This window comes from Kineococcus sp. GCM10028916 (assembly GCF_042674865.1).
GTDB lineage: Bacteria > Actinomycetota > Actinomycetes > Actinomycetales > Kineococcaceae > Kineococcus.
In genome coordinates this window covers 1-21,750 of the sequence record NZ_JBHTFM010000008.1, presented here as the reverse complement: position 1 = coordinate 21,750, position 21,750 = coordinate 1, and the positions used below count along the sequence as shown (strand labels likewise).

Genomic DNA, 21,750 nt, shown 5'->3' with positions numbered 1-21,750 from the left:
GCGCCGGGGGCCGCCCGGGCCTGTGACCGAACCGTGACTGCGTGTGTGACACCAGGTTCAACGAGCGATCACGTGCCTCTCGTGGCACGGTTCTCAGCGCGTCGCGGAAGCGAACACCGTTTCCGCGCCAGGTCCACAGGCACCCCGTGGGCTGAACTGATCTTGGAGGAACACATGACTGTCACCGGCATCATCACGGCCATCGTCGTCGGGCTCATCATCGGAGCGCTCGCGCGCCTGGTCCTGCCCGGCCGCCAGAACATCTCGATCCTGCTGACGATCGTCGTCGGTATCGTCGCCGCCCTGATCGGCACCGCCATCGCCCGCGGCACCGGCGTGGCGGACACCAAGGGCTTCGACTGGATCGAACTGATCTTCCAGGTGGTCATCGCCGCCATCGGCGTCTCGATCGTCGGGTCGCTCCGCGGCCGTCGTCGCTGACCCAGGTGCTGTCGCCGGTCCTCTTCACCCTCGCGGGGGCCAGTGCCCTCGTCGCGGCCCTGCTGCCGCGGGTGGTGGACCGGCTCCCGGTCAACCTGCCGATGGCCTTCCTCGGGGCCGGGGTCCTGCTGGGCCTCGTCCCGGGGTTGCCGTCGGTCGACCCGCTGAAGCACCGCGAGGCGACCCAGCACGTCACCGAGCTGGTCGTCATCATCTCGTTGATGGGGGCGGGACTCGCCCTTGACCGAGCCGTCGGGTGGCGCCGTTGGGCGTCCACCTGGCGGCTCCTCGCCGTGGCGATGCCGCTGACGATCGCGGCCGTCGCGTGGGCGGGGTGGCTGGCCGGTCTGCCGGTGGCCGCGGCCCTGCTGCTGGGCGCGGCCCTCGCCCCCACCGACCCCGTCCTCGCCAGTGACGTCCAGGTGGGGGAACCCGCCGACGAGGACAACACCGAGGACGAGGTCCGCTTCGCCCTGACCAGCGAGGCCGGCCTGAACGACGGCGCGGCCTTCCCGATCGTCCACCTCGCCGTCGTCCTCGCGGGCACGGGACTCTCCGTCGTGGCGCTGCGCGACTGGTTCCTCGAGGACGTCGCCCTGCGTGGCGTCGTCGGGGTGGCCTCCGGTCTGCTCATCGGCTGGGTCCTGGGGCGGCTGTTCTTCCACTCCCCGCTCCCGTCGCTGCGTCTCGCCGACAACGCCGAGGGGTTCACCGCGCTCGCCGTGACCTTCCTGGCCTACGGGGTCACCGAACTCGTCCACGGGTACGGCTTCGTCGCGGTCTTCGTGGCCGCCTGCACGATCCGCTCCGCCGAGCGGGCCCACGGAGCGCACAAGGTCGCCCACGAGTTCGTCGAGCAGATCGAGCGGATGCTCACCTCGTGGCTGCTGCTGCTGCTCGGGGCGGCCCTCAGCGACGGGTTGCTGGCCGCGCTCACGTGGCGCCTGGCCCTGGTCGGTGTGCTGCTCATCGTGGTGATCCGCCCCGTCGTGGGGTACCTCAGCCTGGCGCGCACCGCCGGCGGACCCCGCGAGCGCTGGGTCATCGGGAGCTTCGGGGTCCGTGGCATCGGCTCGTTGTTCTACCTGGCCTACGCCCTCGGGGAGGGCGAGTTCCCCGGCGAGGAGCTGTGGGCCGCCGTCGGTTTCACCATTGCCCTGTCGGTCTTCGTCCACGGCCTCACGGCTGGCCCGATCGTGCGCCGACTCGACGCGGCGAGGTTCCGCAACGCCCCCACCGACCACCGCGGGGACGTCGCGGGAACCCACCTCTGACGGATCAGCTGGTCAACGGGTCACCAGCCCATGGTGCCCGGCGCGCCCTTGAAGGGGCCCGTCACCTCGGAGCTGATCCACCCGCCGTAGAAGTCGCCCTCCTGCGCCAGCACCTCCTCGTCGTCGAGCAGGCAGCGCACCCCGGAGGGGTAGAACGCCAGCGCGTCGGTCAGGGCCTCGAAACCCGGGGTCGGCCGCGGGTAGGTCCAGGCGGCGCGGGGTCGCAGCACCCGTCCGTCCGCGGCGAGCAGGTCCACGTAGGACGCCTGCCCCTTCCACTCGCACCACGACCTGCCGTCCCCGCGGGCGATCGCGTCGGCGGGCACCGCGTCCCGCGCGACGTAGTACGTCGGCGGGTGGGAGGTCTCCAGGACCCGCCACGCACGCCCCTCCTCGGGAGCCACGTCCACGAGGAGTCGACCCTCGGGGTCGTGGATCCGCACCCGTCGCGTCGCGACTTCCAGGCGCGGCGGGCGGGGGTAGTCCCAGCAGGATTCGCTCACCCGCACAGCGTGCGGCCGGGACGGGGTCAGCGCCAGGCGGCGAGGACGGCGTCGCCGAGCCGGTCCAGCGACGGGGAACGGATCTTCCACCGCTGCCAGTGCAGGACGACGTCGACCCCGCCGCCGGGCGCGAGGTCGACGAGCTCCCCCGCCCCGACGGCCCCGATCTGCGCCGGGAGCAGCATCCCCCAGCCGAACCCCCGCCGGACGGCCTCCCCGAAGTCCGCCGTCGCCGGGACGTGGTGACGGGGCGGGAGGGGGTGCCCGAACCCGCGCAACCAGTCGTCCTGCAGGTCGTCGTCGCGGTCGAAGACCACCACGGGCGCCCGCGCCAGCGCGTCCCGGTCGACCCCGCCGGGGAACCACCGGCGGGCGAAGTCCACCGACGCGCAGGGTTGGTAGTGCACGGCCCCGAGGCGGGTGACCGAGCACCCCGCGACCGCTTCGGCCTGCGCGGTGACGGCCGCGACGACGCTGCCGTCGCGCAGCAGTTCGCTGGTGCGTTCCTGGTCCTCACGGCGCAGGTCGAAGCAGAAGTCCCCCGCCAGCGGGGCGATGGCCGCGAGGAACCAGGTCGCGAGCGAGTCCGCGTTGACCGCGACGGGCAGCACGGGCATGCCGGACGCGTCGCCGAGTTCGCGTCCCGCATCCGCGGCGAGCAGTTCGACCTCGCGCGCCAGGCGCAGCACCGTCCGGCCGGCCACGGTCGGGACGACGGGTTTCGAGCGCACGAGCAGCACCCGACCGGCCGAGGACTCCAGCGCCCGGATCCGCTGGCTCACGGCCGAGGGGGTCACGTGCAGCGCACGGGCGGCGGCTTCGAACGTGCCTTCGGCGACGGCCGCCGCCAGCGCGCGCAACTGCCCGAGGTCGAGGTCCACGAACAGCGATGCTAATGCCGGTGAAGGATCCTGAGCTGGAGTCGTCGGGCTCGGCTCTCTAGCGTCGGAGGGTGCTCACGTTCCTGGCCGGGATCCTCTTCGGCCTCTCCCTCATCGTCGCCATCGGCGCCCAGAACACCCTCGTGATCAAGCAGGGGGTCCGCGGGGAGCACGTCGGGGCGGTCGTCGCGGTCTGCGTCGCCAGCGACGTCGTCCTCATCGCCGCGGGCGTCGGCGGCGCCGGGGCCCTCCTCACCCGCTCCCCCGACGTCCTCCAGGTCGTGCGGTGGGTCGGCGCGGCGTTCCTCTTCGCCTACGCCGCCTTCGCGCTGCGCCGGGCCTGGCGCCCCGGCGCCCTGCGCGCCGACACCGCGGGGGAACCCGCGCGCCTCGGCACCGTGCTCGCCACGACCGCCGCCCTCACCTGGCTGAACCCGCACGTCTACCTCGACACCGTGGTCCTGCTCGGGTCGGTCGCCGCCACCCACGGCGGGGCGCGCTGGTGGTTCGCCGCCGGCGCGATGCTCGCGAGCCTGGTGTGGTTCACCGTCCTGGGTCACGGGGCGAGACTGCTGCGACCGCTCTTCGCCCGTCCCGCCGCCTGGCGGGTGCTGGACCTCGGGGTGGCGCTGATCATGACGGTCCTCGCGGTCAGCCTGCTGCGAGCGCCGTGAGCTGCTCGCGCAACCGCGTCGGGGGGTGGCCGAGTTCGCGCAGCGCGAGGACGGCGGCGCCCAGCAGACCGTCGTCGGCGCCGGCGACCTGCCGCCCGGCCAGCGCACGCTGCAACGCCTCCGACCGGCCGGTGCGCTCGATCCCCAACCGCCAGACGCTGCCGCCGACGACGAGGGGACCCGGCCCGGCGACGGCGTCGAGCAGCGTGGCCAGTTCGTCCTGCGCGCCCGACACGATCCCCGCCGCCACCTGGTCCCCCACCCGGGCGGCCGCGAAGCAGACCGGGGCGAGGCGGGCCAGACCGACGGGGTCCTGGGCGTAGACGAGGTCCACGAGTTCGCCGAGCGCGTACGGGCGCCCCTCGCGCGGGCGGCGGTCGTCCTCGAGCCCGAACGTCTCCAGCGTCGCGCCGAGCAGTTCCGTCGCGGGTCCGGTGCCGTCGAGGGCGGCGGCGACGGCCCGGGCCACCCGCCGCCCGATCCAGAACCCCGACCCGGCGTCCCCCAGCAGCCAGCCGTTGCCGCCGACGACGCGGTCGAGGTCTCCGTCGACGACCCGCGCCGCGACGGAACCCGTCCCGGCGATCAGGCCCGCCCCGGAGTCCTCGACGGCGGCCGAGTAGTACATCGCGAGCAGGTCGGAGGCGCGGCGGAACCGTGCGTGCGGGGGGAGGTCGAGGACCCGTCGCAGGTCCTCGAGGGTGAGCACGCGGTCGGAGCCCGCCGCGGCCAGCACCGCCGACACGACCTCACCGGGCCCCGCCTGCGCGAGAGCCGCGGCGGCGGCGGTCCGCACCGCGGCCAACGCGGCGGCAGCGCCCACCGCGGTCGGGTTCCCCGGCCCCGCCACGGCCCGTCCGCAGGGACGTCCGTCGAGGGTGGCGACGAGGGCCCGGGTCGAACTGCCACCGGCGTCGAGCGCGAGCAGGAACCGCGTCACTTGAGCCCGCCCGCGGACGCGGCCCCCTGCAACCGTCGCTGGAAGACGAGGTAGACGACCAGCACCGGCACGATGGTCGTGACCGCCCCGGCGAACAGGGCACCGAAGTCCACGTCGTAGCCGGCCGCGGAGGCGAAGGACGCCATCCCCTGGGTGAGGACGTAGTTCTGCCGGTCCGAGTTCAGCACCACCGGTAGCAGGTACTGGTTCCAGAGCCCGACGAAGTTGAGGATCGCGACCGACGCCATGCCGGGCCTGGCCATCGGGAGCATGACCTGGAAGAACGTGCGCCACTCGCTCGCCCCGTCGATGGAGGCCGCCTCGGCGATCTCGCCGGGGAGCTCCTCGAAGAAGCTGGTGAGGAAGAACACCGTGAACGGGTAGGCGTAGGTGGCGTAGCTGATGATCAACCCGGGCAGGGTGTTGAGGACACCCAGCTGGCGCAGGATGAAGAACAGCGGGACGACGGCGAGGAACACCGGGAAGGTGAGACCCGCGACGACGAGGTAGCGGATCAGCGTGCGGCCGCGGAACTGGAACCGGGCCAGCACGTAGGCCGACATGGACCCCATGACCATGGTCAGCACCAGCGCGCACGACACCACGATCACGGAGTTCAGGAAGTAGGTCCCGATGCCCGCGGTCCGCCACGCGGTGACGTAGTTCTGGAACTGCCACTCCCGCGGCAGCGAGAACGGCGAGGCGAAGATCTCGTTCGTCGTCTTGAAGCTGGAGACGATGGTCCAGAGCAGCGGAACCAGGACGAGCAGGGACCAGATCCCGAGCACGGTGTGCGAGCTGACGGCGACGGCGCGCTCCCCGCGCCCCGTCCCGCGGACCGGCCGGGCCGTGGGCGCCGACTGGACCCGCGGTCGCTGCGTCACCCCGCTCACGCGCGCTTCTCCCGCCACCGGGCGACGCCGAACACCACACCGGTGAAGGCGAACGTCACCAGCGCCAGGACGACGCCCATCGCGCAGGCCAGCCCGAACCGGCCGTCCTTGAACGCGGTGCTGAAGATCTGCTGGGTGATGACCAGGGTCGAGTTCGCCGGACCGCCGTCGGGGTTGAGCCCGGCCAGGAACACGAACGCGTCGAGGGCGAAGATCCCGAGGTAGACGTAGGCCGTGCGCAGCGCGCCCGAGACCCCTGGTGCGGCGATGAACACCGCCGTGCGGAACCGGCCCGCACCGTCGAGGCGCGCGGCCTCGAACGTCTCCGCCGGGATCCCGCGGATCGCCGCGACGAAGAGGACCATGTAGAAACCGACGAACGTCCACACGATGACGACGACGGTGGCCGCCATCGCCGTCGAGGAACGGCCCAGCCAGGCGAACTTCTCGAAGTGGTCGAGGCCGAGTCCGGTGAGGACACCGTTCAGCAACCCGGCGCTGGGGTCGTAGACGCGCCCCCAGATGATCGCGATGACGATCGCGGGGACGACGTAGGGGAAGAAGGACACGATCCGGTAGAACGACGACCCCGACAGTCCCCGCACGGCCCCGGTCGAGGACCCACCGAACGTCAGCAGGCAGGCGAGGGCGAAGCTCAGCACCAGGGTGACGATCGGCACCACCACGAGGAGCACGAGGCTGTTGCCGACGGCCTTGAGGAACAGGTCGTCCTGCGCCAGGTGCACGTAGTTGTCGAGGCCGATGAACTGCTGGGTCGAGGTGAACCCCGACCACGAGGTCAGCGAGTACCAGGCGGCCTGGGTGAACGGGTAGAGCACGAAGGCCAGGTAGAGCGCGACGGGGATCCCGAGGAACACCACCATCAGGCTGACGCGGTCGAACGTCAGCCTGCGGCGGGTCCTCACGAGACCTTGACCTTGACCACGGAGTCGTCCGCACGGGTGTCGTCGAACTGCTTCTGCAGGCCGCTGGTGAGACCGGCGGCGTCGAGCTCACCCGAGAGGAAGCTGTTCCAGAGGACGTTGTTCTGGCTGGTGAAGCCGTAGATGTCGTTGAAGTTGAACGTGAAGGTGTTCTCGCCGGCCGCGTCGAGCATGGCGACCTGGGACGCCAGGGCCGTGGAACCGAACGCGTCCGCGGGGACGGTGCCCTTGACGATGGTCGAGGAGAGCTTGGCCTTGGCGAAGTTCGTGGCGCCCTCCTTCGACAGCATCAGCCGCAGCGTCTCCATGCCGCCGGCCTTGTTCTTCGCCTGGCTCGGGACGACGAACGGCTCCCCGGCGCTGGCGTGGAAGGACTCGGCCGGCATCGCCGCCCCGCTCGACACCGCGGGCGCGGGACACCCGGTCATCTGGAAGTCCGCCGCGGTCTGGCTCTTCATCTCGTTCTCGATCCAGGAACCGGAGGGGTACAGGACCGCCTGCTGCCCCTGGGTCCACTGCGCCTGCGCGGCGGTGAACTGGGTGCCGGCACCGCCCGGGAGGAAGTACCCGGCCTGCACGGCCTGTTCCATCTTGGCGAAGACCGCCTGCACCGCGGGATGGCTCCAGGCGTCGGCGTCGAGGTTCCCCAGCTTGACGCGGACCTCGTCGCCACCCTCCTTGATCGCCGACTCTACGGCGAGGGTGAGGTAGTAGGACGCGGCCTCCTTGCCCCAGCAGAACAGGTACTTGCCCGCCGTCTTCGCCGAGGCGCCCAGGGCGAGGACGTCGTCCCACGTCGTGGGCGCCTTCCAGCCGTTCGCGTCGAAGAGGGACTTGGAGTACCAGAGCCCGTAGACCGTGAGGACGTAGTTCAGCTGGACGAGGCGACCGTCGTAGTAGCCGTCGTCGAGCATCCCCGGGTAGAGGGTGTCGGCGATGACGTCGCCCTCGGTGTTCTTGGCCTTCGTGAGCGGGGCGAGGTCCTCGAGCTGCTTCGCGATCGTGGCGAGCCCGATGGCGTTGGCCCCGGAGTTGTCGAGGAGGTCCGGGGGGTTTCCGCCGACGAAGCGCGGCTGCATCTGCTGGGAGATCTGGGTGGAGGGTGCGACGGTGAGCTTGCCCCCCTTGTGCAGGTCGGCGTACGCGGCGGCCACGGCGCTGACGTAGTCCGTGCCGTACCCGCCGTCGAAGATGACGGCCTCGACGGCGGCGCCCTCGCCGACGCCGAAGGGGTTCGTGTCGCTGACCTCACCGGTGGGGGCGGAGTCGGCGGGGGTGTCGCTGCCGCCGCCGGCGGCGCAGGCGCTCACGCCGACGGGCACGAGGGTGCCGGCCAGGACCAGACCCAGGAACCGACGACGCTGGAACAACGGGGACTCGCTCACGGTGCTTCCTCTCGGACTGCGGACGATGGGTTCAAGCGCTGCGGCGCAGACGGTCTCCGTACCTCGCCTCGAAGGTGAGGTTGCGGTCGTGCCCACCGGGGACGTTGGCCGAGACGTAGAGCGGGGCCTCCTCGCCGCGGGCGGTGAGGGTCGCGACGGTGCCGATGGTCAGCAGTTGGGCGATGTAGCCGGAGGTGAGCGAGGACACCGCACCGACGGTGACGTCCCCGACGGAGTCGAGCGTCGCGTCGCCGAAGGGGGCGAGGTTGTCGATGACGACGTCGGCGATCTCGGCGAGGCGCTTCCCGCTGGGGTGCTGGGGTTGCACGGCGTGGGTGTGGGCGAGGCTGGTGACCCCGATCACCGGGTGGCCGTGCTCCTGGGCCAGCAGGGCGAGCCCGACGACGGAACCGTTGACCCCGGAGTTGGAGGCGATGACGAAGACGTCGCGGGGGTCGCGGACCACGGTCGCGAAGACGTCCCGGGCGATGTTCGGGTCGCGTTCCAGCGGGGGTTCCCCCGTGAGTTCGGCGATCGCGTGGTCCCCGACGAGCGCCGCGTCGCGCAGGGCGACCTTGTTCGTCGGGATCAGCCCGCCCGCCCGGCCGGCGATCTCCATGGCGAAACCCTCGGAGTGCCCGGTGCCGAAGGCCTGGACCACCCCGCCGGTGGAGATGCAGGTGCTGAGCAGGTCGACCGCTGCGTCGAGACCACCGGAACCGGCGAGCGCGGAGAGCGCCTCGAGACGGGACACCACTTCCCGCTGGAACTCGTCGACGTGTTGCGGGAAGGCTGCCACAGCGGAACTCCTGGGTCGGTGATTCAGCGAGTCGACATCGGGTGGATGAATGTTTCATCCACGGCGGTGGTGAAGTCAAGGGCTTCCCGTCACATCCTGGTTACGTTCGTGTTGCGTGGCAGGCTGTGTGGTGGGATGCACGAGATCCCGAGCCGTGCCGGGATCCGCTGCTACTCTCCGTCGCACGACCGTGCTGGTGCATCGGTCAACCAGTGGAGAACCGGAGGTGACGGTGTCGACCCACGGTCCCGACCCGGCCCAGCGCATCCTCGCCGTCCACGCGGAACTGCCGCCGTCGTTGCGCAAGGTCGCCGACTTCGTGCTCGCCGAACCCGAGGCGGTCGAGCGCTGCTCCGCGGCGGAACTCGCGCGTCGCGCGGGGACCTCGCAGGCCGCGGTCACCCGCTTCTGCCAGACCATCGGGCTCGAGGGGTACCAGGGGCTCGTCCTGCTGCTGGCCCGCGAACAGGGACGCCGCGCCGGTGACCCGGTCTGGGGCGGGGCCGAGGTCGGGCCGGACATCCTCCCCCACGACGACCTCGAACGGGTCGTCGCGGTCGTCGCGGCTGCGGACGTCCGCAGCCTGCAGGACACCGCCCGCCGCCTCGACCTGGTCGCGCTGGAACGGGCGGCGCAGGCCGTGGCCCGGGCACGTCGCGTCGATGTGTACGGCGTGGGCGGCAGCGCGGCGATGGCCGCGGAGACGGACTCGCGGTTGTTCGGCATCGGCGTTCCGGTGCGGAACTGGACCGAGGTGCACGCGGCGACCACCTCCGCGGCGCTGCTCACCCCGGCCGACGTCGTCATCGCCGTCTCGGTGTCCGGCGCCACCCGGGAGGTCGTGGAACCCGCCGCCCTGGCCGCCCGGCGCGGGGCCACCACGATCGCCGTCACCGGTGAGCCCGGTTCCCCCCTGGCCCGCTCCGCCGACGTGGTGCTCACCGTCGCACCGGGTGGGACGACGTTCCGCGAGGGTCCCTTCGCGGCCCGGCACGCCCAGTTGTTCGTCATCGACTGCCTCTACGTGCGGGTCGCGCAACTCACCTACGACCGGGCGAGCGCCGCCCGGGCGCTGACCCACCACATCCCCGAGGACCACGCCGTCCGCTCCTCCCGACCCCGGCGGCGGACGCGGTGAGCCTCGACCTGCGCTACCTCGCCGGCGTCCGTCCCTCCGCCCGGCAGCGGCGCTGGCAGGAACTGGAGTTCTACGGCTTCGTCCACTTCGGCATGAACACCGTGACCGACCGCGAGTGGGGGCTCGGGCACGAGGACCCGGCGCTGTTCGACCCCGCCCACGTCGACGCGGACGGCTGGGTCACGACGATGGCGGCGGCCGGGATGCGCGGGGTGGTCCTGACGGCCAAGCACCACGACGGGTTCTGCCTGTGGCCCAGCGCTCACACCACCCACACCGTCGCCGCCAGCCCGTGGCGCGGGGGTGGCGGTGATCTCGTCGCCGAGGTCGCCTCCGCGTGCGCCGCGCGCGGTCTGGCGTTCGGCGTCTACCTCTCCCCGTGGGACCGCACCGACGCCCGCTACGGCACGGGCACCGACTACGACGACTACTTCGTCGCCCAGCTCACGGAACTGCTCACCGGCTACGGCGAGGTGTTCTGCGTCTGGCTCGACGGCGCCAACGGCGAGGGTCCGGACGGACGGAGGCAGTTCTACGACTGGGACCGCTACCACCGGGTGATCCGTGCCCTGCAACCGGACGCGGTCATCAGCGTCTGCGGTCCCGACGTCCGCTGGTGCGGCAACGAGGCCGGGCAGACCCGTCCGGACGAGTGGAGCGTCGTCCCCCACGAACTCCGCGACGCCGAACGGGTCGCGTCCCGCTCGCAGCAGGCCGACGACGACGGGTTCTCCCGGGCGGTCCGCTCCGACGAGGTCGACCTCGGCAGCCGCGCCGCGTTGGCGGGGTACGCCGGTGAGTGCGTCTGGTACCCCGCCGAGGTGAACACCTCCATCCGGCCCGGCTGGTTCCACCACCCGGGCGAGGACGGGCAGGTGCGCGGCGCGACGGAACTGTTCGACCTGTGGCGGGCCGCGGTCGGCGGGAACGCGGGTTTCCTGCTCAACGTCCCCCCGAGCGCCGACGGCGTGCTGGCGGCCCCCGACGTGGCGTCCCTGCACGGGCTGGGTGAGCTGATCCGCGCCCACCGGGCCGCCGACCGTTCCGGTGAGGCCGTGGTCTCGACCTCCGACGCCGACGGGAGGCCCCGGACCACGCTGACCTTCGCCGCCCCGCTGCGGTTCCGTTCGGTGGACCTCGCCGAGGACCTCGACCACGGTCAGCGCATCGAGGAGTCCACGGTGGAACTGTCGCTGTCCGGGCAGGTCGTGTGGCGGGGCGGCGCCGGTGTCGTCGGTCACCTGCGGATCCTCGACGTCCCGGACGTGCTCGCCGACCGGGTCGACGTGGTGCTCGAACGGTTCCGCGCGCGACCGGTCCTGGCGGGGATCCGGACGACCACCGCCTGAAACGGGTCGCCCGTTCCGGCGAGGACGACGCGTCAGCCGACGGCGTGGATCCGGTCGGCGGCGATCGTCAGGACGACGCGCACCTGGTCGCGGCCCCCGAACCACGGGTAGGGGGCGCCCAGGTACTTCTGCGACAGCGCCTCGATGCTCTCGACTCCCCCCTCCGTGGTCGACGCCACGACGTGGCCGCGCACCGAGAAGTAGCGACTCGGGTTCGCCGGATCGGCCACGGTGACCGCGACCCGGCCGTCCCGCTCGACGTTGCGCAGCTTCTGGAAGCCCTGCACGGTGTTGATGACGATGTTCGTCCCGTCCGTGTCGACCCAGGTCTGGGTGAGCTGGGGCGAGCCGTCGGGCATCGTCGTCGCGAGGTAGCAGGTGGCGCGTTCACGGAGCAGGACGAGCAGTTCGGGGGGAAGATCCATGCGTGGACGCTACCCCGACCGACGTCTTCGACCCTGCCCTCGAACCGGCGCTCGTCGTCGACGACGGCGAACGCTTCACCGTCGAGGCGCTCGACGCCCGCGGCTACCTCCGCCGACCGGAACACCCCGGGGCCCCCACGCCCCGTCGCCTCGAGGGCGCGCGCGGGCACTGCCTCGTCGGGCCGGTCTCCGTGCGGGGTGCGCGCCCCGGGGACGTCCTGGCCGTCACCCTGCACTCGATCACCACGTCGGGGTGGGGGTGGACGTCCGCCGGCGCGGTGGACAGCCCGCTGAACGTGCGCCTGGGCATCACGGAGCGCGCGGACCTGTTGTGGGACATCGACGACGACGCGCGCACGGCGACGAACCAGCTGGGGTTCACGGTGGACACCGCCCCCTTCCTCGGCGTCATCGGCACGACCCCGGCCGAACCGGGCCAGCACTCGACGACCCCGCCGCGCCCCGGGCACGGCGGCAACATCGACTGCCGCTCCCTCGTCGCCGGCTCGACGTTGTTCCTGCCCGTCCACGTCCCCGGCGCGTTGCTCTGCCTCGGCGACGGGCACGCGGCCCAGGGCGACGGCGAGGTCTGCGGGACGGCCGTGGAGTGCGGCACGACCACCGACCTCACGGTCTCCGTCGTCGCGGTGCCCGCCCTCCCCTCCGTGCACGCCACGACCCCGACCGAGCGGCTGACCTTCGGGTTCGACGCGGACCTCAACGCCGCGACGGACGCGGCGCTCGACGACATGGTGACGTGGGTCGCCGCGGAGCTCGACCTCGACCGGTCGACGACGTTCGCCCTGCTCAGCGCCTGCGTGGACCTGCGCATCACCCAGGTCGCGAACGAGACGTGGGGCGTGCACGCGGCGCTGCGACACGATGCCCTCCGGCGCACCCACCCCAGCTAGGAGGGTGCTCGAGGCCGGATCCCGCCGCAGGAACCAGCCCGCACCCCCGCACGTCGTCTGCGAGGCGCTGCTGGCGCCGGACCGCGACCCGCACCGCCCGTGGCTGGAGCTGCTCCACGACGAGCAGCGACCCGAGGTCCTGACCGTCGACGCGCCCCACCTCCTCGTGTGGTCGTCGCTGTGGCCCGTCCGACCCGACGCGCGGCTCCGCTTCGACCTGCCGTGGGACGCGGCTCACCAGGGGACGGACCTGCGGTGGACCCTGCTGGTCGAGGACCAGCTCCCCGAGCCGTCGTCGCTGGGGCACCTGCGTCGCCGGGTGAACCAGCTGACCAACGCGAACCTGCGGTACACGTTCGGGCAGTAGCCCGCAGCGCCGCTCCGACGCGCCGGTCACCCGTTCCGCCCCGAGGATGGGCGCTGTGAGCACCACTGTCGTCTGTCTGCACGCCCTCGGGTCGAGCCGCCTCGCCTTCGACGCGCTGGCCGCGGAACTCGGTCCGGAGTTCGAGCTCCTCGCGCTCGACCTGCCGGGTTTCGGCGACGCACCGGTGGAACTCGGGACCTCGGTGCGGGCGATGGCCGACCACGTCGTGCAGCGGCTGTCGGCGGTGGACGACGACTGGATCCTGTTGGGGCACAGCATGGGCGGGAAGATCGCCTCCGTCGTCGCGGCGCGGGCGCTCGCCGGGGAACTCCCACCCCCCTCGGGGGTGGTCCTGCTCGCCGGCTCCCCGCCGGTGCCCGAGCCGATGGCGGAGGAACGCCGGGCGTTCATGCTGTCCTGGGTGCGGGACGGCCCGCTGGACGCCGCCGCCGCCAGTGAGTTCGTCGCGGCGAACGTGGGTGGGCCCCTGGAACTCGCGGCCGCGGAACGCGCCGTCACCGACCTGCTCCGCTCCTCCCCGCTGGCCTGGCGGAACTGGCTGGAGTTCGGGTCGCGGGAGGACTGGTCCGAGCGGGTCGGGGTCCTCGACCTGCCCGCGGTCCTCGTCGCGGGCGGCGCGGACGGTGACCTGGGCGAGAACGCCCAGCGGGAGCTGAACGGGGTGGCCTACCCCCGGGCGACGTTCGTGACGTTGCCCGGGGCGGGTCACCTGCTGCCGCTGGAACGTCCCCGCGAGGTGGCGTCCGTGGTCAGAGCTTCTCGACCGGCGCGTACCTGAGCAGCAGCCGTTTCGTCCCCTCGGACCGGAAGTCGATGTGCGCGATGGTCTTGTCGCCCTCGCCCTCCATGCGCACGACGGTGCCGAGGCCGAAGGAGTCGTGCGTCACCCGGTCGCCGGGGTTCAGGGTGATGACCGGCCGGTTGCCGGCGGAACGCACCCCGGGGCGTTGGGAGATCCGCGACGCGGCGCTCGGGGAGGCGACGTTCTGGAACGCCGACTGCGCACGCTTCCACTCGACCAGCGTCGCCGGGACCTCGTCGAGGAACCGCGACGGCGGGTACTGCTGCGGTGCGCCCCAGGCGCTCCGGACGGCGGAGCGGGACAGGTAGAGCCGTTCGCGCGCCCGGGTCAGGCCGACGTAGGCGAGGCGACGTTCCTCGGCCAGCTGGTCGGGGTCCCCCAGGGAGCGCATGTGCGGGAAGGTCCCGTCCTCCATGCCGGTGAGGAACACGACGGGGAACTCCAGGCCCTTCGCCGTGTGCAGCGTCATGAGCGTCACGACACCGTCGTCCTCGGCACCGGCCGGGATCTGGTCGGCGTCGGCCACGAGGGAGACGCGTTCCAGGAAGTCCGAGAGGGTCCCCTCGGGGTTGTCCTCGGAGAACTCCTCGGCCACCGCGACGAGTTCGGAGAGGTTCTCCACCCGGGACTCGTCCTGCGGGTCCGAGCTCGCGCGGAGTTCGGCGAGGTAACCGCTCTGCTCCAGGACCGCCTCGAGCACCACGGAGGGGGCGGCCCCCGACTCCGCCAGCGTGCGCAGGTCGTGGATCAGCTGGGCGAAACCCTGGATCGCGTTCAGGGAGCGCGACACCAGACCGATCGCCTCGTCGGCGCGGTCCAGCGCGGCGTTGAAGCCGATCCGTTCGCGTTCGGCCAGCACCGCGATCGCGGCCTCGGCCCGTTCGCCGATCCCTCGCTTGGGGGTGTTGAGGACGCGGCGCATGTTCACCGTGTCGTCGGGGTTGTCGAGGACGCGCAGGTAGGCGACGGCGTCCTTGACCTCCCTGCGCTCGTAGAAGCGCGTCCCGCCGACCACCTTGTAGGGCAGGCCGGTGCGGATGAAGACCTCCTCCAGCGAGCGCGACTGCGCGTTCGTCCGGTAGAAGACGGCGACGTCCTTGTACTTCAGCGATCCCGCGTCGTGGAGGCGGTCGACCTCCTCGGCGACGAAGGCGGCTTCGTCGTGCTCGTCGTCGGCGACGTAACCGACGATCCGCTCCCCCGCGCCCGAGGCCGTCCAGAGGTTCTTCGGCCGGCGGTCGTCGTTGAGCTTGATGACCTCGTTGGCCGCGGTGAGGATGTTCTGCGTCGAGCGGTAGTTCTGCTCCAGCAGCACCGTCGTCGCGTCCGGGTAGTCCTGCTCGAACTCGACGATGTTGCGGATCGTCGCGCCGCGGAAGGCGTAGATCGACTGGTCCGCGTCACCGACGACGGTCAGCTCCCCGCGCGGGACGGGGCCCTCGCCGGTGCCGACGAGTTCCTTCACCAGCATGTACTGCGCGTGGTTGGTGTCCTGGTACTCGTCGACCAGCACGTGGCGGAAGCGTCGGCGGTAGTGCTCCGCGACGTCCGGGAAGGCCTGCAGGAGGTGCACCGTGGACATGATCAGGTCGTCGAAGTCCATGGCGTTGGCCTGGCGCAGCCGCTGCTGGTACATCCGGTAGGCCTTCGCGAGGACGCGTTCGGTCTCGTTGCCGCTCTCGGAGTTCGCCCGGTCGAAGAAGGTCTCCTCGTCGACGAGCTCGTTCTTGAGGTTCGACACCATCGTCGACATCGCCCGCGGCGCGTGCTTCTTCGGGTCCAGCTGCAGCTCGCGGCCGACCATCGCCATGAGCCGCTGGGAGTCGGCGGAGTCGTAGATCGAGAACGACGTCCGCATGCCGAGGTGCTGGGCCTCGCGGCGCAGGATGCGCACGCAGGCGGAGTGGAAGGTCGAGACCCACATGCTGCGGGCCCCCATCCCCACGACGTCGCCCACCAGTGACGCCACCCGTTCACGCATCTCCGCAGCGGCCTTGTTGGTGAAGGTGATCGCGAGGACCTGCCCGGCCGTGGCGCGTCCCTCGGCCAGCAGGTAGGCGATGCGGTGGGCCAGGACCCGCGTCTTGCCCGAGCCGGCGCCCGCGACGATCAGCAGCGGCGACCCCGCGTGCACGACGGCCTGGTGCTGCTGCGGGTTCAGCCCCTCGAGCAGGGCAGCCGGGTCCGCCCCCCGGCGCGGGGTCGGCGCGGTCCTGCCGCCGCTCGGGTCGCCGCTCGAGGAGGGGCCCAGCGGGAGGTCGTCGAAGAGAGTGCTCATCGTGGGTCAAGGGTAGGCCTCGCCTCCGACACGACCCACCGCCCCGCGATGGACCGAACCGGTCCCTGTGCGACCGATCCGGTCCACACCGGTCTACAGTGGTCGGGTGCCCCGGTTGACGAAGGAACAGATCGACGAGGAGATCCTCGAGGCGGCGGCGGCCCTGTTCGCCCGCCACGGGATCGAGCAGACCTCGGTGCAGCGGGTGGCCGACGCGGTCGGCTACTCCAAGACCGGTCTGCTGCACCGCTTCCCGAGCAAGGAGGCGCTGGAGGAGGCGACCGTGGCGCACACGGTCGGGCACTTCGAGCGCATCGCCACCCAGGTGACGGACCTCCCGACCGGCGCCGGGCGCGACCGGGCCGTGGTCGAAGCCCTCGTCGCCCTCGCCGAGCGACGTCCCGGACTCGTCTCCTTCATGCTGACGACGATCAGCCAGGGGGCGCTGTCCTCCGACCGGCTGGACCACCTCGGCGAGGTGCTGTTCCGCTCCTTCGGCACGGCGATCGTCAAGAGCGGGGAACCGCCCAGCGCCGCCGTCCTGGACCGCGGCGTCCGGATCACCACCGCCGTCAGCGGGCTCGCCGTCACCTCGCTCGCCTTCTGCGACCTCGACGCCGCGACCGTCCGCCCCCACCTGATCACCGCTGCGCTCGCCGCGCTCGGGCACACCGCCGAGGAGAACTGAGATGGCGACCTTCCTGCACCGCATCGGAGCCGGCGCGTTCCGCCGCCGCGGCCTCGTCGTCGCGGTCTGGGTCCTGCTCCTCGCCCTGACCGGGGTCGGCGCGGCCACGCTGTCGGGAAAGACGGTGAACTCCTTCGAGATCCCCGGCCAGGAGTCGACGACCGCGCTGCGCCTCATCGGGGAGGAGTTCGGCGACACCGCGAACGGCGGATCGGCCCAGGTCGTCTTCGAGGTGCCCGAGGGTCAGCAGATCACCTCGGCGGAGAACGCGGCGAAGGTCCTCGCCGCCGTCCAGGAGCTCAACGGCCTCGACGGGGTCGCGGGCGCGAGCAACCCCCTCGACGCCGCGAACCCCGTCGTCTCCCCCGACCTGCGCGCCGCGTACAGCACGGTCAGCTACCCGGTGCAGGCGTCGGAGGTCACCGCGTCCGAACGCGAGGGGCTGTTCGCCGCCGTCGCGCACGCCCGGGCCACGGGCCTGGACGCGGAGGTGACGGGCGAGGTGACGCAGGGGGTCTCCGAACTCGGCGGACCCGCCGAGGTCATCGGTGTCGTCGTCGCGCTCGTCGTCCTCGCCATCACCTACGGCTCGCTCGTCGCCGCGGGGATGAACCTGCTGACGGCCGTCGTCGGCGTCGGGATCGGTGCGCTCGGGATCACCACCCTCACGGGTTTCGTCGACCTGCAGTCCACGACGCCGATCCTCGCGATCATGCTGGGCCTCGCCGTCGGCATCGACTACGCGCTGTTCATCGTCACCCGCTTCCGGCAGGAACTCCTCGACGGGCGCAGCGTGGCCGAGGCCGTCCCGCTGGCCGTGGGGACCGCGGGGTCGGCGGTCCTGACCGCCGGGGTGACCGTGGTCATCGCGCTCGCCGGTCTCGCCGTGGCCGGCATCCCGTTCCTCACCGAGATGGGGATCGCCGCCGCCGCGACGGTCGTCGTCGCCGTGCTCATCGCCCTCACCCTCGTCCCCGCGGCGCTCGGGTTCGTCGGGCTGCGGGCGCTGCCGCGCTCGGCCCGCAAGGCCCTCGAGCACAGCGGCGGCCGCCACGTGGCGCCGCCGCACGTCCCGGACGGCACCGAACGCAAGGGGCTGTTCGCGACGTGGGGTCGGACCGTGACGACCCGGCGCTGGGTCAGCCTGGTGCTGGCCGTCGTGGCCCTCGGGGTCGTCGCGATCCCGGTCACCTCGATGCAGACCACGCTGAGCACCGCGTGGCCGGACGGCAGCACCCAGGCGAAGGCGCAGCAGATCCTCTCCGACCGCTTCGGCGCGGGGGTCAGCGGACCGATCGTCGTCCTCGTCCACGGCGACGGGGAGGGAGCCGGCGCGGTCGACCGCGCGACCGCGCTGAGCACGGAACTCCGTGCGCTGCCGGGGGTCGCCTTCGCCGCACCGCCCACGCCGAACCGGGACGGGAGCGCCGCCCTCGTCACCGTCGTCCCCACCACCGCCCCGGACGACACGGCCACGACCGACCTCGTGCACCGGATGCGCGACCTCATCGCCGGGGACCCCTCGGGGACCACCGCCTACGTCACCGGCCAGACCGCGGTGAGCGTCGACGTCTCCAGCACGCTGTCCGACGCGCTGCCGGTGTACCTCGTGCTGGTCGTCGGGCTCGCGTTCGTCCTGCTGGTGCTGGTCTTCCGTTCGATCCTGGTGCCCGTCGTCGGGGTCCTGGGGTTCCTGCTGACCATCGGCGCCGCGCTCGGCGCGACGACCGCGGTGTTCCAGTGGGGCTGGCTGAAGCAGATCGTGCGGGCCGAGAGCACCGGCCCCCTGCTGAGCCTCGCGCCGATCATCGTCGTCGGGATCCTCTTCGGCCTCGCGATGGACTACCAGGTGTTCCTGGTCTCCCGGATGCACGAGGCGCACGCCCACGGCGCCGATCCCGTGCAGGCCGTCCGCACCGGGTTCCGGCAGGCGGCACCCGTCGTGGTGGCCGCCGCGGCGATCATGTTCGCGGTGTTCGCGGGGTTCGTCCCGCAGGGCGACTCGACGATCAAACCCATCGCCTTCGCGCTGGCCGTCGGGATCCTCGCCGACGCCGTGGTCGTCCGGATGGTCGCGGTGCCGGCGGCGTTGTCGCTGCTCGGCCGGGCGGCGTGGTGGATGCCGCGGTGGTTGCGGTGGTTGCCGACCCTCGACGTCGAGGGCACGGCCCTGACGGCGAGGTCGGCTGCGTGAGCGGTCGCTGACGGCCCCTCTGGCCTGGGCCTGTCCTGCAGATCGCGGGATGACCGTGGAGTCCAGGCTCGGGGGGGGTCCGCAGAGTTCGCCCGGCCCGTCAAGGGCGCATGTCGGAGACGACGACGCGGTACGCGGTGACCGGACTACCGGTGATGTCGAGGATGACGACTTCCCCGGCAGTGTGTCTACAGAACCCAGGCCTTGACAGACCGTGCGCTGCGCGCGCACCGCGGGATGACCGTGAAGTCGGTGACCCCCTGCCAGGCTTAAGTCGTGAGCCAAGACCTCGGGCCGTGGGACCCGCTGAGTCCCGCGCAGGTGACACACCTGTTGAACAGGGTCGCGGTGCCGTGGTGGATCGCTGGTGGCTGGGCTGTCGACCTGCACCTGGGTTACTCCACGCGAACCCACGACGACGTCGACGTCCTGGTCCTGCGAGACGACCTACCCGCTCTGCGTGAGCACCTGACCGGATGGGACCTGCACGCCGCTGACCCACCCGGCATCCTCAGGCCCTGGCCAGCCGGAGAGGTCTTGTCGGCGCACGTCAGCGACATCTGGTGCCGGCCCACTCAGACGTCCCCGTGGGCCTTGCAGCTGATGATCGACGACGTCGATGCCGGCGGGCAGCAGTGGATCTACCGTCACGACGACCGGGTCCGGCGCCCTTGGCGGTCCTTGGACGGTCCCAGCTCCGCACCCGGGCGGGCGGTGCTCGCACCGGAGGTGCAGTTGCTCTACAAGAGCGTCGGGTCGCGCCCCAAGGACAAAGCCGACTTCCTGCAGCTGCTCACCGTCCTCGCCGACGAGCAGCGGTCGTGGCTCTCACAGGCGCTACGCGTGAGTGCAGGGGATCACCGCTGGTTGCAGCCGTTGGATGTGTCTGGGGCGCAGTGAGTGCGGGATGACCGTGAGGTGCTCCTGAGCTCGCCCGTGGGTGCGTGCGACCTCAGTTCTGGTTGGCCCAGATCGTGGCGACCAGAGTGCTGTTCTCTTCTCGGCACTGATCCGTGGTAACGCGGAAAGCGGCGTCTGCTGCTTGGGGGTCGGCTTCGTCTTCGTAGCTGGCGGTGACGGTGAAGCCCAGCTCTCCATCACCCCAGGCCAGGCTGGAGGGCTCGTAGCCGGCGGCGCTGACGCAGTCGCGTTCTGCGGTGAGAGCTTGCTCGTACTCGCCGTCGCTCACCTGGCCGTCGTCGAGGATCGCCGCCTGTGGGGCGGGAGCGTCCTGGGCCAGCTGCGCGATGGCCGCGGGGTCGTCGACCGCCTCCAGGGCCAGGGCGGTGGGACTGTCCGGGTCCAGGCCGTTGGAGCACGCGGTGATGGGCAGGAAGGCCGCTGCGGTGAGTACGAGCACAGCGAGGTGTCGCCGGGGGTGTTGCATGGGTCCTCCTGCAGCCGGTGGTCTCTGCATCGTGTCAGCTGGCAGGGCAACCAGGAGCACCTTGAGGAGTCACTCGAAGGTGGGTCTGGATCTGGCAACCATCTGGTCATCGACAAGTCCGTGAAGCCGTCGTCGCCAGCGACAGCGCGCACAACGCGGGATGACCGTGCGTTCGCCGCAGCTCAGCGGTCGTCGATGCATGATCGTCAGGTGCCTGATGTGGAGTGGAATGAGGTTTGTGAAGCCTTCAGTCCCAAGGAGGTGGGCGATCTCCCTGACGCCTGGGTGGAGGGTGGCAGCGTCGCCGACTGGCAGGCCGTCTTCGACCTGGTGAGCGCGGGGACGTTGAGGTGGGAGTACCGCGAGGCGGGTCGTCCGGTGGAGTCACTGCCTGCTGCCGCAGAGCTGTTCACCTCCTCGCAGCGGATGCTCGACGCCTCCCTGCAGGTGTGGCTGACGGAGGAGCTCCACGTGATCTTCTGGTTCCTGGAGACCGGCCAGGTCAACTTTGACGTCAACGTCGCGGCGGTGCGGGATCAAGGCCAGCTGGATGCGCTGTGTGCTTGGTTGCGAACCCTCGGGCAGCAGCTGCGCAAGCCGGTGATCATGGCTGAGGAGGGTGCGCCCTCGATGGTGATGTTGACGTACGACGTGGCCTCGGACCGAGTGGTCGTCGGCGCCATGTGCTGACCGTCGCGCCTCGTCCGCTTCTCGTCAGGACCGTGACGTCGTCGGCCGCCAGCGACAGCACGCACAACGCGGGATGACCGTGAAGTCGTGAGCACGCCGAGGGAACGCAGCTCGTGGTGAGACCAGAAGATCAGGTGAGGTGCTCGAAGGCTTCCTCGCCGGGCCGCCAACACATCCAACTCCTGTCCTCGAAGCCGAAGAGCATGGCGATCTCTGGCCCCTCGATCTCGTCAGGGGTGGGCAGCAGGACGATCGCTCCGCCGGTGAGCTCCAGGCGTAGCCCCTGGGCCCTCGCCTCGGTCGTCGCGGTCACGGCCCCTGGTATGAGCGAGACCAGGGCATCGGCGTAGCCGGTCTCTCCGGGCACGATCCGTCGGCCGGCTGCCTCCACGACGGGCATGACGTCGCAGTTGAGGACCGGGGCATCGTGTGTCGGACCGTCGAAGCGAAGCTGGACGTAGTCCATGACGAACTGGACCGAGAAGAGGCGGAACCCGACCAGACGTCCTAGCAGGTCGTTCCATGCGTAGGTCTGATCGTCGAGGGGCATGTTCGTCATCTTCCCGGAGCGGCTCAGGGCTATTGCTCACCGTGGAGCGCACGGTTTTGGCGGACGGCCTGCAGTCTGGCCAGTGAGCGCGACGTCGCCGACCGCGCACAACGCGGGATGACCGTGAGGTCATCCCGCCTACGGAAGTGACCAGTTGGTGCCACGCTGAGGTCATGGACCACATCGAGGGCACGGCTTCGCGACCCGTGCAAGGCG

At 71.5% G+C, this 21,750-nt stretch carries 23 protein-coding genes; 12 read left to right on the top strand and 11 right to left on the bottom strand.

Features of this window, described 5'->3' with window-relative positions; translation table 11 throughout:
* The first annotated feature begins 174 nt into the window (after nt 1-174).
* Together ACFQ46_RS09445 and ACFQ46_RS09440 are read left to right on the top strand one after the other, a co-directional pair.
* Nucleotides 175-441 (top strand): GlsB/YeaQ/YmgE family stress response membrane protein, encoded by a 267-nt coding sequence (locus ACFQ46_RS09445; protein WP_380259262.1) that lies wholly within the window; start codon nt 175-177, stop codon nt 439-441.
* Nucleotides 442-446: 5 nt separating this feature from the next.
* Nucleotides 447-1,715: a cation:proton antiporter gene (locus ACFQ46_RS09440; protein ID WP_380259261.1), complete on the top strand. Its 1,269-nt coding sequence runs from the start codon at nt 447-449 to the stop codon at nt 1,713-1,715.
* Nucleotides 1,716-1,735: 20 nt separating this feature from the next.
* Here the strand turns inward: ACFQ46_RS09440 and ACFQ46_RS09435 are convergent, their stop codons facing one another.
* Nucleotides 1,736-2,218, bottom strand: a complete 483-nt coding sequence (locus ACFQ46_RS09435; protein WP_380259260.1) for a DUF427 domain-containing protein — start codon at nt 2,216-2,218, stop codon at nt 1,736-1,738.
* A gap of 26 nt (nt 2,219-2,244) precedes the next feature.
* Nucleotides 2,245-3,099 (bottom strand): LysR family transcriptional regulator ArgP, encoded by an 855-nt coding sequence (locus tag ACFQ46_RS09430; protein WP_380259259.1) that lies wholly within the window; start codon nt 3,097-3,099, stop codon nt 2,245-2,247.
* 71 nt (nt 3,100-3,170) lie between these two features.
* Here ACFQ46_RS09430 and ACFQ46_RS09425 point away from each other — a divergent pair, with 71 nt between their 5' ends.
* Nucleotides 3,171-3,773, top strand: a complete 603-nt coding sequence (locus tag ACFQ46_RS09425) for a LysE/ArgO family amino acid transporter (protein WP_380259258.1) — start codon at nt 3,171-3,173, stop codon at nt 3,771-3,773.
* Here ACFQ46_RS09425 and ACFQ46_RS09420 read toward each other — a convergent pair.
* Genes ACFQ46_RS09420 through ACFQ46_RS09400 form a run of 5 tightly spaced genes read right to left on the bottom strand, consistent with a single transcriptional unit; the run spans nt 3,751 to nt 8,734 of the window.
* Nucleotides 3,751-4,713 (bottom strand): N-acetylglucosamine kinase, encoded by a 963-nt coding sequence (locus ACFQ46_RS09420; RefSeq protein ID WP_380259257.1) that lies wholly within the window; start codon nt 4,711-4,713, stop codon nt 3,751-3,753. The two genes, ACFQ46_RS09425 and ACFQ46_RS09420, sit on opposite strands and share 23 nt — an antisense overlap.
* Nucleotides 4,710-5,606 (bottom strand): carbohydrate ABC transporter permease, encoded by an 897-nt coding sequence (locus ACFQ46_RS09415; RefSeq protein WP_380259256.1) that lies wholly within the window; start codon nt 5,604-5,606, stop codon nt 4,710-4,712. The genes ACFQ46_RS09420 and ACFQ46_RS09415 overlap by 4 nt, the downstream gene beginning before the upstream one ends.
* Nucleotides 5,603-6,532 carry a carbohydrate ABC transporter permease gene (locus ACFQ46_RS09410; protein ID WP_380259255.1) on the bottom strand — a complete coding sequence of 310 codons (930 nt, stop codon included), beginning with the start codon at nt 6,530-6,532 and terminating at the stop codon, nt 5,603-5,605. Before ACFQ46_RS09410 ends, ACFQ46_RS09415 begins: the two co-directional genes overlap by 4 nt.
* Entirely contained in the window at nt 6,529-7,935 is a 1,407-nt protein-coding gene (gene ngcE / locus ACFQ46_RS09405) for an N-acetylglucosamine/diacetylchitobiose ABC transporter substrate-binding protein (RefSeq protein WP_380259254.1), read from the bottom strand. Before ngcE ends, ACFQ46_RS09410 begins: the two co-directional genes overlap by 4 nt.
* A 31-nt stretch (nt 7,936-7,966) precedes the next feature.
* Nucleotides 7,967-8,734, bottom strand: coding sequence for a sugar isomerase domain-containing protein (locus ACFQ46_RS09400; protein ID WP_380259253.1), 768 nt, complete (start codon nt 8,732-8,734; stop codon nt 7,967-7,969).
* A 226-nt stretch (nt 8,735-8,960) separates the two neighbouring features.
* On the opposite strand from ACFQ46_RS09400, the gene ACFQ46_RS09395 reads away from it, so the two are divergent.
* Nucleotides 8,961-9,872 (top strand): MurR/RpiR family transcriptional regulator, encoded by a 912-nt coding sequence (locus ACFQ46_RS09395; RefSeq protein WP_380259252.1) that lies wholly within the window; start codon nt 8,961-8,963, stop codon nt 9,870-9,872.
* Nucleotides 9,869-11,221 (top strand): alpha-L-fucosidase, encoded by a 1,353-nt coding sequence (locus tag ACFQ46_RS09390; protein WP_380259251.1) that lies wholly within the window; start codon nt 9,869-9,871, stop codon nt 11,219-11,221. The genes ACFQ46_RS09395 and ACFQ46_RS09390 overlap by 4 nt, the downstream gene beginning before the upstream one ends.
* A gap of 32 nt (nt 11,222-11,253) precedes the next feature.
* Here ACFQ46_RS09390 and ACFQ46_RS09385 read toward each other — a convergent pair whose 3' ends face one another.
* Nucleotides 11,254-11,646, bottom strand: a complete 393-nt coding sequence (locus ACFQ46_RS09385; protein ID WP_380158321.1) for a PPOX class F420-dependent oxidoreductase — start codon at nt 11,644-11,646, stop codon at nt 11,254-11,256.
* 2 nt (nt 11,647-11,648) lie between these two features.
* Between ACFQ46_RS09385 and ACFQ46_RS09380 the strand changes: the two genes are divergently transcribed.
* The 3 genes from ACFQ46_RS09380 to ACFQ46_RS09370 are packed head-to-tail and all read left to right on the top strand — an operon-like array spanning nt 11,649 to nt 13,723.
* On the top strand, nt 11,649-12,557 hold the full coding sequence (locus tag ACFQ46_RS09380; RefSeq protein ID WP_380259250.1) for an acetamidase/formamidase family protein: 909 nt from the start codon (nt 11,649-11,651) through the stop codon (nt 12,555-12,557).
* Between the two features lie 4 nt (nt 12,558-12,561).
* Nucleotides 12,562-12,924, top strand: a complete 363-nt coding sequence (locus tag ACFQ46_RS09375) for a hypothetical protein (RefSeq protein ID WP_380259249.1) — start codon at nt 12,562-12,564, stop codon at nt 12,922-12,924.
* A gap of 55 nt (nt 12,925-12,979) precedes the next feature.
* The gene (locus tag ACFQ46_RS09370) at nt 12,980-13,723 is read left to right on the top strand and encodes an alpha/beta fold hydrolase (protein ID WP_380259248.1); all 744 of its coding nucleotides are present in this window, start codon (nt 12,980-12,982) and stop codon (nt 13,721-13,723) included.
* On the opposite strand, the gene pcrA is transcribed toward ACFQ46_RS09370, so the two are convergent.
* Nucleotides 13,695-16,025, bottom strand: coding sequence for a DNA helicase PcrA (gene pcrA / locus ACFQ46_RS09365; protein ID WP_380259247.1), 2,331 nt, complete (start codon nt 16,023-16,025; stop codon nt 13,695-13,697). The genes ACFQ46_RS09370 and pcrA overlap by 29 nt on opposite strands.
* Nucleotides 16,026-16,131: 106 nt before the next feature.
* On the opposite strand from pcrA, the gene ACFQ46_RS09360 reads away from it, so the two are divergent.
* The 3 genes from ACFQ46_RS09360 to ACFQ46_RS09350 all read left to right on the top strand — a co-directional run bounded on the left by ACFQ46_RS09360 (nt 16,132) and on the right by ACFQ46_RS09350 (nt 19,807).
* The gene (locus ACFQ46_RS09360; RefSeq protein ID WP_380259246.1) at nt 16,132-16,713 is read left to right on the top strand and encodes a TetR/AcrR family transcriptional regulator; all 582 of its coding nucleotides are present in this window, start codon (nt 16,132-16,134) and stop codon (nt 16,711-16,713) included.
* Nucleotide 16,714: 1 nt separating this feature from the next.
* Nucleotides 16,715-18,907, top strand: a complete 2,193-nt coding sequence (locus ACFQ46_RS09355; RefSeq protein ID WP_380259245.1) for an MMPL family transporter — start codon at nt 16,715-16,717, stop codon at nt 18,905-18,907.
* 276 nt (nt 18,908-19,183) lie between these two features.
* Nucleotides 19,184-19,807, top strand: a complete 624-nt coding sequence (locus ACFQ46_RS09350) for a nucleotidyltransferase domain-containing protein (protein ID WP_380259244.1) — start codon at nt 19,184-19,186, stop codon at nt 19,805-19,807.
* A gap of 52 nt (nt 19,808-19,859) precedes the next feature.
* On the opposite strand, the gene ACFQ46_RS09345 is transcribed toward ACFQ46_RS09350, so the two are convergent.
* A complete protein-coding gene (locus ACFQ46_RS09345) occupies nt 19,860-20,267 on the bottom strand; it encodes a hypothetical protein (RefSeq protein ID WP_380259243.1) in 408 nt (135 codons plus the stop codon).
* A 237-nt stretch (nt 20,268-20,504) separates the two neighbouring features.
* Between ACFQ46_RS09345 and ACFQ46_RS09340 the strand changes: the two genes are divergently transcribed.
* Nucleotides 20,505-20,984, top strand: a complete 480-nt coding sequence (locus ACFQ46_RS09340; protein ID WP_380259242.1) for a hypothetical protein — start codon at nt 20,505-20,507, stop codon at nt 20,982-20,984.
* A gap of 130 nt (nt 20,985-21,114) precedes the next feature.
* Here the strand turns inward: ACFQ46_RS09340 and ACFQ46_RS09335 are convergent, their stop codons facing one another.
* Nucleotides 21,115-21,534 carry a hypothetical protein gene (locus ACFQ46_RS09335; RefSeq protein WP_380259241.1) on the bottom strand — a complete coding sequence of 140 codons (420 nt, stop codon included), beginning with the start codon at nt 21,532-21,534 and terminating at the stop codon, nt 21,115-21,117.
* Nucleotides 21,535-21,750: the final 216 nt, after the last annotated feature.

Excerpts from the sequence above, each read along its gene's own strand:
- pcrA (WP_380259247.1), bottom strand. The coding sequence starts at position 16,025 with ATGAGCACTCTCTTCGACGACCTCCCGCTGGGCCCCTCCTCGAGCGGC.
- ACFQ46_RS09335 (WP_380259241.1), bottom strand. The coding sequence starts at position 21,534 with ATGCCCCTCGACGATCAGACCTACGCATGGAACGACCTGCTAGGACGT.
- ACFQ46_RS09445 (WP_380259262.1), top strand. The coding sequence starts at position 175 with ATGACTGTCACCGGCATCATCACGGCCATCGTCGTCGGGCTCATCATC.
- ACFQ46_RS09385 (WP_380158321.1), bottom strand. The coding sequence starts at position 11,646 with ATGGATCTTCCCCCCGAACTGCTCGTCCTGCTCCGTGAACGCGCCACC.
- ACFQ46_RS09355 (WP_380259245.1), top strand. The coding sequence starts at position 16,715 with ATGGCGACCTTCCTGCACCGCATCGGAGCCGGCGCGTTCCGCCGCCGC.